The 12,924-nt window shown below is 48.3% G+C and carries 9 protein-coding genes; all 9 read right to left on the bottom strand.

All coding sequences use genetic code 11. The annotated features are described in order from the left end of the window. Position 1: 1 nt before the first annotated feature. Positions 2 to 2,065 (bottom strand): heavy metal translocating P-type ATPase, encoded by a 2,064-nt coding sequence (locus tag BUC29_RS07300; RefSeq protein ID WP_073414747.1) that lies wholly within the window; start codon positions 2,063 to 2,065, stop codon positions 2 to 4. A gap of 81 nt (positions 2,066 to 2,146) precedes the next feature. Next, the gene (locus BUC29_RS07295) at positions 2,147 to 2,602 is read right to left on the bottom strand and encodes an MgtC/SapB family protein (RefSeq protein WP_073414745.1); all 456 of its coding nucleotides are present in this window, start codon (positions 2,600 to 2,602) and stop codon (positions 2,147 to 2,149) included. A gap of 28 nt (positions 2,603 to 2,630) precedes the next feature. Next, entirely contained in the window at positions 2,631 to 3,512 is an 882-nt protein-coding gene (locus BUC29_RS07290) for a bestrophin family protein (protein ID WP_073414743.1), read from the bottom strand. 53 nt (positions 3,513 to 3,565) lie between these two features. Then, positions 3,566 to 3,982 carry a Fur family transcriptional regulator gene (locus BUC29_RS07285; protein ID WP_008463790.1) on the bottom strand — a complete coding sequence of 139 codons (417 nt, stop codon included), beginning with the start codon at positions 3,980 to 3,982 and terminating at the stop codon, positions 3,566 to 3,568. A gap of 283 nt (positions 3,983 to 4,265) precedes the next feature. Continuing rightward, positions 4,266 to 5,555 (bottom strand): efflux RND transporter periplasmic adaptor subunit, encoded by a 1,290-nt coding sequence (locus tag BUC29_RS07280; protein ID WP_073414740.1) that lies wholly within the window; start codon positions 5,553 to 5,555, stop codon positions 4,266 to 4,268. A 65-nt stretch (positions 5,556 to 5,620) separates the two neighbouring features. Continuing rightward, positions 5,621 to 9,937 (bottom strand): CusA/CzcA family heavy metal efflux RND transporter, encoded by a 4,317-nt coding sequence (locus BUC29_RS07275; protein WP_073414738.1) that lies wholly within the window; start codon positions 9,935 to 9,937, stop codon positions 5,621 to 5,623. Between the two features lie 172 nt (positions 9,938 to 10,109). Then, positions 10,110 to 10,433: a DUF6660 family protein gene (locus BUC29_RS21835; RefSeq protein ID WP_354669343.1), complete on the bottom strand. Its 324-nt coding sequence runs from the start codon at positions 10,431 to 10,433 to the stop codon at positions 10,110 to 10,112. Between the two features lie 256 nt (positions 10,434 to 10,689). Further along, positions 10,690 to 11,148, bottom strand: a complete 459-nt coding sequence (locus tag BUC29_RS07270; protein WP_073414736.1) for a GNAT family N-acetyltransferase — start codon at positions 11,146 to 11,148, stop codon at positions 10,690 to 10,692. 91 nt (positions 11,149 to 11,239) lie between these two features. Further along, a complete protein-coding gene (locus BUC29_RS07265) occupies positions 11,240 to 12,661 on the bottom strand; it encodes a DUF6602 domain-containing protein (RefSeq protein ID WP_139260429.1) in 1,422 nt (473 codons plus the stop codon). Positions 12,662 to 12,924 lie beyond the last annotated feature (263 nt).

Here is a 12,924-nt window from a genome sequence, read left to right as displayed (position 1 = left end):
TTTAGAACTTCATTTTCTGGATGCGCACGGCATTCAGAATCGCAATCAGCGATACGCCCACATCGGCAAATACGGCTTCCCACATCGTTGCCAGCCCGCCTGCTCCGAGAACGAGCACTACGCCCTTCACTACGAAAGCCAGCGTGATGTTCTGCCATACGATTTTCTTGGTCTGTCTGCCGATATTGATGGCCATGGGTATTTTGGATGGCTTGTCGTCCTGTATCACGACATCGGCCGTTTCGATTGTCGCATCGCTTCCCAGCCCGCCCATTGCGATGCCCGCATCGCTGAGCGCAACCACAGGCGCATCGTTCACCCCGTCACCGACAAAGGCAACCGTTCCATACTGCGCCTTGATCTCCTTCACCTTGTTTACCTTGTCTTCCGGCAGAAGGTCGCCGTAGGCATTGTCAATGCCCAGTTTGTCGGCTACAAATTTCACAACGCTTCCCTTGTCCCCGCTGAGCATCGTCGCTTTGATATTCAGCTTGTGCAGCAGGTCTATGGTCAGCTGCGAGTCTTCCTTGATGCTGTCCGCAATTGTGATATACCCGACATACTTTTTGTCGTAGCTTACCGCGATTGTCGTGTATACTATCGAAGCCGGATCGACATCATAGGAAATCCCGAACTTGTCCATAAGCTTGAAGTTTCCGGCAAGCAGCTCCTTTCCGCCGATCACCGCCTTCAGTCCGTGGCCTGCAATTTCTTCGGTGCTTTCCAGTTTTATGGAACTGTCGGCCTCTCCCACATATTCATGGATTGCCGTGGCAACAGGATGCGAGCTCTGGCTCTCCACAGCATTGACCATTTTCAGGATCTCATCCTTGTCAAACTCAGGCTTGAAGACAGTCTCCTGCACTTTGAAAACCCCTTCCGTCATCGTTCCGGTCTTGTCCATCACCACGTTCTGGATCGAGGCCATCACGTCAAGGAAATTGCTCCCTTTGAACAGTATCCCGTTGCGGCTCGCCGCACCGATTCCGCCGAAATAGCCCAGCGGTATGGAAATGACAAGCGCGCACGGACAGGAAATTACCAGAAAGACAAGAGCCCTGTAAAGCCAGCTGCTGAAATCATAATTGTCCGCAAAGAAATAAGGCAGAAGGCAGATTCCGATAGCCAGAAAAACCACAATAGGCGTATAGATCTTGGCAAACCTGCGGATGAACAGTTCTGTCGGAGCCTTCTGCGAGGTCGCATTCTGTACAAGTTCCAGTATTCTGCTGAGCTTGCTGTCGGTAAAGGCCGCGGTGACTTTCACCTGTGCCGCCACGTTGAGATTGATCATTCCCGCCAGGACCGCCTCGCCTTTGGATTTGGTGTCCGGCTTGCTTTCTCCTGTAAGGGCCGCCGTATTGAATGAAGCGCTGTCGGTTAAAAGCTCGCCGTCAAGGCCAAGCTTTTCCCCAGGTTTCAGCTGGATGATATCCCCTATCTGGGCCTGTTCGGCTTTGATGGTTTTCGCCTTTCCGTCTGAAATGATCGTCACTTCATCGGGCCTCTGGTCCAGAAGGCTTTTGATGTTGCGCTGTGCCCTTGATACTGCAAGGGTCTGGAAAACTTCCCCCACGGCGTAAAAAAGCATTACCGCAACCCCCTCAGGATATTCCTTAATGATGAAGGCGCCGACTGTGGCTATGCTCATCAGAAGGAATTCGGAAAATACCTCCCCTTTGGTGATGCTTTTAAAGGCATCCCTGATAACCGGAAACCCGACAATCAGATAGGCTACCAGGTACCACACGAAGCGCAGGGTGCCGGTAAACCACGGCAGTTTGATCCAGTTGTCAAAAGAAATGGCAAGAAGCAGCAGCGCCAGGGAAATTATCGAGGGAAGGAACATCTTGAATGCTCCGCCTTCCGCAGTGCTGTGGTCATGGCCGTCATCATCGCTGTGGGTATGGCTGTGCCCGTCGTCCCTGCTGTGCGCATGGTTGTGGCCGTCATCGGGAGCGTGCCCCTTCAGGAGCTCCTTTGCGCCCGCGTTCACATACACCTTCTCGGTCTGCGTGCAGCAGATCTGTTTACCGTCTTTATCGTATTTATGTTTGTGTTCCATGATATATAATTTATAAGGTTAAAAAATTCGGCACCATTCTGCTGTCAGCGTCCAAGTGCCGATAAAAGGCAGTCCATTGGTTTAGTTAGTCCTTTTTTTACTCTTAATTAATCTATCGACCAGTCTTCTGTACCATGAAAAATGGTTTATGCTGAAAATCAGCAGTATGATGAATGTTGCCGAAACGGCTATTACCAGCATATCCAGTGCTACGGCCATTCCCACCGCCGATGTGGTCCAAAGGCCCGCGGCGGTTGTGATGCCTTTAGGAAGATTCCGCTGGTCCCTGAAGATTATTCCCGCACCTATGAATCCAAGCCCGGTCGCAATGGCGGCAAGCATCCTGGCTACAGCCGAGACATCTTCCGTAAGATGGCCCGCAATGGAAACAAACAGGCAGGAAGCCGCGCAGATGCAGGCAAAGGTCCTCAGTCCCGTGTTCTGCTGCTCCCTTTCCCTTTCCAGACCGATAATCCCGCCCAGGAAAGCGGCCAGAACCAGTTTGGCAGACATATATAGTTCAACTTGGATATCCATCAGATAAGATTTTTGGCGGCTGAGCGGCCTACATCTCGTAGTACAGCCTATTTTTAGGCTTCTCAGGAATATCCTTCGCACCGGTCATCTCAAGGAGGTTGATCTCGATGGTCAGTGCAAGCGAGGTCATAGGGGTATCCACCGGCGTGTTCTCAAAGGGATCCTGCATGATGATGGCAGTTGATTCAATTGCAATGAACAGCAGCGGAATCAGTATGGTCATCAGCAGTTCAACAGCCAGCTGCGAGTCCTCAAGACCGAAGGGAAGTATCGCGGCAAAGACATAGATCAGCGTGTGCACCAGCAGGCTGTATGACTTTGGAAAAACAGTATTTTTGATCCGTTCGCATTTTCCCATGTGGTCGCAGAGGCGCGATATGGTCTCATTGAGCTGCACGGTCTTGAAATCCGTTATAATCCCCTTCTGCTCCATTTCGGCAACATCCTGCGAATGCCTGTCCAGCAGCGCGTTGGGAATGTTTGCCCCCGCCACGTTATGGAATTTCAGGTAGGCTTCCACCTTTGGGCTGAAGGGCTGGCGGCGCAGCGCCTCCCCAAGGGCATATACCCAGATGATCTGCCTTTCGGCAAACTGCTCTGAAAAATGCCTGTTTTCTTTCGAAGCGGACTGCATGACCTGTCTGATAAGGGTGCGCGAATCGTTTACGATCGCCCCCCATACCATTCTGGCTTCCCACCATCTCTCATAGGACTGTGCCGTCCTGAAGGCCAGCAGCAGCGAAACTGCGGTTCCTACCAGTGCGGGGATGCTCAGGGGAAGCGAGACTTTCCTGAACACCGGAAGCATATCCAGCATCCCGATAGCCGCGGCAAAAATGACAATGAGAATGATCTGGGATCTGATTTCCCTGACAAAGTACAGCACTGATATTTTACGGTTTAGAAGCATATTTTAAAATTAAGATTTTACATTTATCCTTTATTCCCATTATATGATCTGAATTATTTCGCAGTTAGGCATTTCTCGCAGATTCCTTTGGCCAGAATCTGGATCTCATCGATCTGAAGGCTGCCCGAGAGGCTTTCCGGAAGCATGATCTCTTCGCGGCAGGTAGTCTGCCCGCACCTCCTGCAGTAGAAATGGAGATGCCTGTCATTATGCTCTTCCTCTTCGCATGAATCGGCGCATAAGCGGTACCTGGCCTGGCTGTCGTCCATAATCTTATGCACGAGCCCTTTTTCCAGAAATGTCTGAAGCGTCCTGTAGATGGTCACCTTATCGGCCTTGTGGAAATACTTCTCGATCTCCGCAAGCGATAATGCCGCCGTGAGGGTTTCCATATACTCGTAGATCAGAATGCGCATCGTGGTAGGCCGTATGCTTTTGCCGTTAAAGGCTTCTTCTGTCGTTTTCTTCATATAATTTTTACATTAAAAATAAAACCGGCAACAAGACCTATCTGTTAGGCAGTTACAGTAAATTTACGAAGCTTATTCTTAATTTCCGCGTTCGCAGCTTACTTTTTTAGCAGGCAGATACTTCATAATCGGCCTTTATTGCCGGCATATTTTAAATTAATGCAGGTTTTCCTGTCCGAGACCATGAAATAGAGATTAAAGGGGGTGAATCCCTATTCCCTGGCTTAATCACAGGCAAACACTTACTGTCGGACAGGAATCTGCATTAAATCCTTAGTGTCTCTTAATGTTCGTGGCCTCCGGAATTGCTCAGTTTGGCATTTACGAAAAAGGTTCCCTTGGTCACAATCCTGCTTCCCGCAGGTATTTCCTTCACAGGCGTAACGGCTGTATATCCCACTTCCGAAACTCCTTTTGTCACTTCCACTTTTTCAAAGTTCATGCTTGCCGCATCGATTTTCTTTTCCTCTGCAGGACTGTGCTTTTCGCCCTCTTCGGTGCCTCCCTCAGCTTCCGCCTCCTCATGCTCCTCAGGTTTCTTGTCCGTTTTCACAAAGATGTAGAACTTTCCGTCAGCCTCAGCAATGGCACCATTTGGCACTGCAGCCGTAAGCGCCGTGCCTACGCCCACCAGCGCTGTGACGTTCATTCCGTCGATAAGCCCTGCCTTATTGCCCGTCACAGTGCAGTGCACCGCAACGCTCTTGCTCTGGTTCTCAAAAGAAGATCCGATATTGAATACCTTTGCCGTGTAAGTTGCCTCAGGGTTATTGGTCAGGGTGAAGCTTACGCTCTGCCCGACCTTTACCTTTGGAAGATCCTTCTCGAAAACCTGAAGGTCAAGATGGATCAGCTGGTTGTCCACTATCTCCACAACAGGAGATGAAACGTCAACATAGCTTCCGATCTTCGCAAATTCTGCGCTTACCGTACCGGTAACCGGACTGGTAACCGTCAGTGCCGCCCTTAGGTTCCCCGTGGTGATGCTTCCGGGATTTATTCCCATAAGCTGGATCTGTTTGGCAAGCGACGCCTTGCGGGCGCGGAGCGCATTTACCTCCGCAGTGGCATTCTGAAGATTCTTCAGGGCTCCGGCATTTCCCGCCTGAAGGTCTTTCTGGCGCTGCAGCTCCTGCTCCGCATTGGTGATGCGGCTGTTGATGGTGATATACTCCTCCTGCTGCTGCACGAACTGGGGATTCTCGATTGTTGCGATCACCTGGCCCTTGCGCACCTGGTCGCCCAGCTGCACTCTAAGGGTCTGGATAACACCTCCGTACAGAGAGGTTGCATTGGCCTTGTTATTGTTTGGAACCCTTAAGGCGCCGTTTACTTTAATCGATGCAGTCAGGTTCTTGTTCTCAATGGTTCCGAGCTGAACCCCCACCGATTTCATCTGCTCCTGGGTCAGCACCGCAATTGTGGCAGCTTCCCCTTCGCTGTGTCCCTCCTCTTTCGCTCCCTCGGCCTTTTCGGTTTTGGCTCCGCTTTCGCTTTCGCCGCTTTTTTGTCCGCAGCCTGCCAGTGAGAAAATTGCGGCCGCCGCGATTAATAATTGAATTTTGACTTTCATGAATGCTCTATATTTAGATTTATCCTGCGGAAGGGCTCTGCCGCTCCCGCAGGCTGTTATATTATTTATTTATTGTTGAAATAATCAAACTGCACCGCAGACAGGTTGTACTGGTTCAGCACATCAAGATAATTCTGGCGTATGCCTACCGCCTGGGTCAGAAACTGTCCAAGCTCGGCAAAGCTGATTTCCCCTGAGCGGTAGCTCAGCGTGGAAGCTTTGATGATATCCTCCGCCTGCTTAAGCCCTGAAGTCTCATAGAAGTTCAGCAGGGCAAGGTTTTTCTCAATTTCAGCAGCCGATGAATTCTTCTGGGTCGCCAGCAGCTGGGTCTGATAGGCAAGATTCTTTTCCTGCACTTCCTTCTCGGCCTTTGCCGCCTTTACCTTATTATGCGCCGATACGGCCCCGAAAAGCGGGAAAGATGCAGTGGCAGAAAACCCCGTGTATGGATCATTAAGCCCATAAAGCTTCTGGCTGAAAACCCTTCCGGACAGCTCAGGCATATTGCTGTTTCTCATTACTGAAACATTTGACGACGCAATCTTCACATTCTGCTCCTGCAGGGTAAGCAGGGGATGCTTCCCGCCGCTTTCGGTAAAGCTCACTTCCGCCTTTCCAAGCGGGGCTTCCACAGGAAGCAGCCATTCGTTAAGGTTCATAAGCATCATCAGCTGCTGCTGCTGCACGGTCATGTCTTTCTTGTTCTGCTCTGAAAAAGCTTTCAATTCCAGAAGTTTGGCCTCTGCGGCAATCCTGTCCAGCTGCGCCACATCACCGGCCTTCAGGCGCACTTCGGCAGTTTTCGCCAGCTGGGTATAGATGCTGTCCAGACGCTGGTACAGAAGCTGCTTGTCCTGAAGGTACCACAGCTTGTAGTAGGCCGTTCGCACATCCCTTTTGATTGTGGCGTTTAAAAGCACCGTATTGAGCTGGCTGTACTGGAGCTGGTTTTTGAAATAGCTTTTTCTTGCGGCATAAAGCCCCGGCCATGCAAAACTCTGCGAGATACCGATTTTCAGAATCCCTGTCCTGTCAGACGGCCTCAAATCCTCGTTCTCCGCGAAGACTCCCGTTTTAGGGATGTCTAAGGCTGTCTTCACATTCAGCCCGGCCGCCTGGATTTCGGATTTATTGATATCCAGCTGCTGATTGCTCTGCAGGGCAGTTTCCACAGCCTTCTCGATCGGGATGCGCTGCTGCGCATTTGCTGATCCCAGACCTGCAATGAAAAGGACAATGATGGCAGTTGTATTTCTCAATTTAAATTTTCCTTTAAAGTCAAACTTTGTATTAAAAATGATATAAAGAAGGGGAAGAACGAAAAGCGTAAGGAACGTTGCGGTTACAAGACCTCCGATTACAACGGTGGCAAGCGGCTTCTGCACCTCGGCACCAGCGCTGCTGCTGATGGCCATCGGCAGGAATCCCAATGAAGCCACCATCGCGGTCATAAGCACCGGACGAAGCCTTGTGATGGTTCCTTCTTTCACCCTTTCAAAAATGTTGTCCATACCCTCTTTTTCAAGCTGGTTGAATGTTCCGATGAGCACGATTCCATTTAGAACCGCCACCCCGAATAATGCGATAAATCCGATTCCGGCACTGATGCTGAAAGGCATGCCCCTAAGCATAAGGGCAAATATGCCCCCAATGGCGCTCATTGGAATCGCAGTGAAGATCAGCGTAGCCTGCTTGAAGGAACGGAACGTAAAATAAAGCAGACCGAAAATCAGAAGAAGCGACACCGGCACGGCAATCATAAGCCTTGCGCTGGCTGCCTGAAGATTTTCAAACTGTCCTCCATAGGTGAAATAGTATCCCGGCGGCAGCTTCACTTTTTCAGCCAGCTTTTTCTGGATGTCCTGCACTACGCTCTGGACATCGCGTCCAGCCACATTAAATCCGATTACAATCCTTCTTTTCCCTGCTTCCCTGCTGATCTGCGCAGGTCCAAGCTTATAGTCGATTTTTGCCACCTGGGACAGAGGCACCTGAACCCCTGTGCTGGTAGGGATCATAAGGTTGCTCACATCGTCTATGCTGCTTCTGTGAACGCTGTCAAGGCGCACCACAAGGTCGAAACGTCGCTCATTTTCATAAACCTGTCCGGTGCTCTTTCCTGCAAATGCCGTGCTGACAACGTCATTCACATCCTCTATGGTAAGCCCGTAATTGGCAATTCTGGTCCTGTCATATTCGATATTGATCTGCGGAAGGCCGCTCACTCGTTCAATCTGCGGAGAAGTCGCTCCGGGAACGCTCTGGATCACCTGCCCCACTTCTTTGGCGTACTGCGAAAGCGTGTCCAGGTTCTCACCGAAAATTTTCACGGCAACGTCCTGTCTGATTCCTGTCATAAGCTCATTGAAACGCATCTGGATTGGCTGGTTCTTCTCAAAGAACACTCCTGGAATCACTTCGAGCTTCTCCATTATGGCCTCTGCAAGTTCCGTGTAGCTCCTTCCCGACTTCCATTCCTTCTGCGGCTTTAGAACCACCATAAGATCGGTGGCCTCAGGAGGCATAGGATCTGTAGGGACCTCTGCGGCTCCCGTCTTTCCAACCACCATTTTAACCTCGTCAAACTGCTTGATGATTCTTGAGGCCTGCATCGAGGTCTCAATGCTCTGGTTCAGCGAACTTCCCTGAGGCAGGATGCAGTGGAAAGCATAATCGCCCTCCTGCAGCTGCGGGATGAATTCTCCTCCCATTCTTGTAAAGCAGAATACGGCAATAAGGAATATGGCTACCGTTACGCCGACCACGGCATACTTGATCTCGATCACTTTAGCAAGCAGCGGCTGGTAGATATTCTGTATTCTGTTCATCATCTTATCGCTGAAAGTCTCCTTGTGCTGCGGCTTTTTAGACAAGAACAGTGCGCACATCATCGGGATGTAGGTTAGAGACAGTATCAGGGCTCCAAAGATTGCGAATCCTACGGTCTGCGCCATCGGACGGAACATTTTCCCTTCAACGCCCACAAGGGTAAGAATCGGGATATATACAATTAAAATGATAATTTCTCCAAAGGCCGCACTGGTACGTATTTTGGATGCCGACTCGAAAACTTCCTCGTCCATCTCATCCTGGGTAAGATTATTGAGCGACTTGCGCATAGCAAGATGATGGAGCGTTGCCTCCACCACAATTACCGCACCGTCGACAATAAGGCCAAAATCAATGGCACCCAGTGACATCAGGTTGGCGCTTACGCCAAAGACATTCATCAGTCCAAGCGCGAAAAGCATGGCAAGAGGAATTGCTGATGCCACAATTAGCCCTGCGCGGAAATTCCCCAGAAACAGCACCAGCACGAATATCACGATCAATGCACCTTCTACAAGGTTCTTCTCTACGGTGCTGATGGCGCGTCCCACAAGATCCGTACGGTCAAGGTATGGCTCGATAACGACGTCGTCTGGAAGCGATTTCTGGATGGTCGGCAGCTTCTCTTTGATGCGCTTCACCACCTCGTTGCTGTTTTCACCCTTAAGCATCATCACCACGCCTCCGACTGCATCTACCTGCCCGTTATAGGTCAGGGCACCGTATCTCACAGCTTTTCCGAAGCGCACCTCGGCAACATCGCTTACATAAATTGGCGCGGCTCCCGTATTCTTAACCACGATCTTTCTTACATCATCAAGTGAGGTCACAAGACCGATTCCCCTGATGAAATATGCGTTTGGCTTCTTGTCAATATAAGCTCCTCCGGTATTCTGGTTGTTTTTCTGAAGTGCCGTAAAGATGTCCGGGATGCTAACCCCCATAGCTTTCAGCCTGTCAGGGTTCACGGCAACCTCATACTGCTTGAGCTCCCCTCCAAAACTGTTCACTTCGGCAATCCCGGGAGTTCCGTAGAGCTGCCTTGCCACAATCCAGTCCTGCATGGTTCGCAGGTCTTTGGCATTGTATTTATTTTCGCTTCCTTTTTTAGGATGGATAATGTACTGGTACACCTCGCCAAGACCGGTGCTCACAGGAGCCATTTCAGGAGTTCCGATCCCCTGCGGGATTCGGTCTGTTGCCTCCTTCAGCCTTTCGCTGATGAGCTGTCTGGCAAAATAGATGTCCGTTTCTTCATCGAACACAACTGTGATAACAGAAAGCCCGAATCGCGATATGCTTCGGATTTCCTGGATCTTCGGCACAGTGGCAATGCTCTGTTCAATGGGAAAGGTTACCAGCTGCTCCACTTCCTGTCCTGCAAGCGTAGGGCAGGTCGTAAAAATCTGAACCTGATTGTTTGTGATGTCAGGAACGGCATCTATGGGCAGTTTCGTTGCGCTCCAGGCGCCCCATAATATGAGAACCAAAGTCATTAACCCAATAATGATTTTGTTTTTTATGCTGAATTTAATTATACTATCTAACACTATGCATTTAATTTTAACGTTTAGAAAATAGTCTGTCCTCCCATGCAGAAATGGGGACAATGAAAAGCGCGCGCAGGCATCCCGAATGGATACGGAAAATCAAATGCATGCTGGGCAGGACCGTTAAGTCCTGACAAAAATCACTTCACGTGATAAGCGCAATCCGAAAAATCTAAACGAAAAATTTAGGGGGCTGCCAGATGCTGCCCGTGTAGGTTGAATTTACCTGGCAGTCCTTAATGACAGTATTCTTGGAACTGATAGGCTGCTGGGGAAGATTAAGGTCCGGCATCTTAAAGCTGAACTTTATTACCGAAACGCTGCAGCAGGAGCACTGGCAGAATGGCGAGCAGTGGTCGTCATTATCACTGCTGTGGTTATGGGACAGCTCTTTCTGCGCAGTTTTAGAGGAAATACAGCTATTGTATACGTCACTGCACGGAACCGCAAGCAGCCCTAGAATGTAAAGTAATAATATTGTTGTTTTCCATCTCATGGGACAAATGTAAAAAATAGTTTATGCAATCCGATTGCAAAGTGGCATCCTGCATTGTAAAATTAGAAACCTGCCCTCCGCAGTAAAGCGGGATTGCAGGCAGGCGGTTACTTCCTTCCTATTTTTATGCTACGCAAAGTAACAACCTGATTTTGTAGACATTCTGAATTTTTGCGCGATCAGCTGAAAAAAAATGTTTTTTTTTCTCTGCATCCAATTAATGACGAAATAACTGCGCAGGCCTCACATGCAGCAATTATAGATGAAGCTTCATGCCTTCATGGGTCGGCATAAAGCCCAGGCTCTCGTAAAACTTCACAGCCTCAGGCCTTTTTTTGTCTGTGGTAAGCTGGACCAGATGTGCCCCGCGCTGTCTTGACCTCTCTATGGCCCACTCGAACATAAGCCTTCCGAATCCCTTTCCGCGGTCTTCCCTCCTTATCCTGACCGCCTCTATCTGCGCCCTTACTCCGCCCTGATAGGTTAGATACTGGATGAAGCTCAGCTGCATGGTTCCCACCAGATCTCCGGCCTCATTAGTCACGGCGATAAGTTCCTGCGAGGGATCGGCATCGATTTTCTCGAACGCCTTAATGTAGGCATGTGGCAAAGGAAGCTGGAAATCCTCCCTGCCCTGCCCAAGGGCATCATCAGAAAGAAGCCTGATGATTTCGGGCAGATCATCTGCTGCTGCAGTTCTAAAAATTAAATTCATATCAATGTTTTTTGGGTATGCCGCTTTCTCCCTTTCATATTCCTTAAGCCATTTAGACTAGCACTTTAAAGAAAAGAGAACGATTTAAATTTTAAAATATGCTGTTATACTTTTCTATCAGCTGGTTTCTGTCCATTTCACCAGCCATCCAATCCCTGACATCTTTCACGCGCTGCTTGACGTTGTTTTTTTTGATTTCCATTGCTTGGTCAAATTCATCCGCGTCGAAATCTGCCGTGCTGCCGAGTTCCGTAAAAAATATATGAAATGGTGTCCAGTCTTCATCGGTCAATATCTTATGCAGCGGTCTATGTGCAGTTTCACGCAATACGTCAAAATACAATCCATTAATTTTCCGCGCTGAAACTTCAACCTCCATGAAGGAAAATAGCCTTTGAAAGAAAAAGGACTCCCCTATACTTATGCCCTTAGCATCTTCCAAGGTATACAATGAAGGACAGGAATACTCATCATTATCCAGATTATTATAATCTATAAAAGCGCAGATCTTGCCAGGAACGCATACCACATCTAGATGCTCATGAATGGCGTCAATTTTATTCTCATCGTAAAATATGGCAATGTTATCGGCGGCCGTTTTATTGTTCCATTCTGTTTCAAAAGCGAAAATTCCCTTGAAAAAAGGAACAGAACTCATCGGGCCTTCGCATATTCTGTCAATACCTTCAAGAGAATCTTTAAGTGTGGACGAACTTAATGTCGTTTTGATTTCAATTACGGCAATCACGGCTTCCTTTTTTACCACTACAAGATCATCTTCCCTAAAAACTGGAATATAATTGTGCTGGTCATAAATTATGATATCAATCTGCTTGCTGCTACCCTCTATAAATCCTGTTGCGACGTGAAATTTTTTGGGCACATATTTCCGCAGGACGGAAATGAAAAGCCTCTCCCTGTAATTTCCGACAGTCTGGCCGTGGCTGATGACATAATTGATACGCTCGCTCTGGCTTCTGATTTCATTTGAAATCGAAGAAAGATATCTTTTTTTATTTTCTAGTGCGATTTCGTTAATGCCAAGCGCAATATATGTGCCTAATTTTAATTTAACATATTTAAATGTGCCCGCGGCCAAGCGAGATTTTATAATCCCTGAAGCCTGTAATTTAGACACTCCGATTTCGCTGACTAATAGATCAATGCAGCCATCAACCTTTAACCTTTTCTGGGAGGAGGAATGCATCGTATTGATTACCTTGTGCCAGTTGTTTTTTATCATGCTCTGGAGCCTACCATACTTTTCATCGCTAAAAGTACACGTTCTGTCTACAATCACAAATGGATCGACCTGCTGTTTAAATTCGTCCATGTTATAAGTTACCAAGCCTCGTGCTTTTGTCTTTTCATCGTCACAGGTCCAATAAAACCTCACAGAATCTCCATCAATTGAAATAATTTTGCCTGTCTGGGCTTCGCCGTAGTCGTCTTTATGATTTATTATCAAATGATGTTCCTGCTGTAGAAACACTAAGAATTCTTTTGTTGTCAATATTATGTCCTTTAGGTTACTATTTAAAATTTTGTTCGCTATTAGTCCAGCAGAACCACAGGACACGATATCCTGCAACTTAAGGCGAATTTAAGAAATTTTTCTTAGCATCTCTGCTGTCCCAGCCATATGGTGCCCGTACTTGACGTTTCAGACAATAAAGTGTGCATGAATCTTTTACATGTGGAAATCTAGCAATTTACGGCACATTATTTGGTGCTTTTCTTGATAAAACATTAATTTACTGCTAACTAACTTATCTG

This window comes from Flavobacterium defluvii (assembly GCF_900129555.1).
GTDB classification, from domain to species: Bacteria; Bacteroidota; Bacteroidia; order Flavobacteriales; family Flavobacteriaceae; genus Flavobacterium; species Flavobacterium defluvii.
The sequence above is the reverse complement of the archived record's forward strand: the minus strand, read 5'-3'. Positions and strand labels throughout refer to the sequence as shown.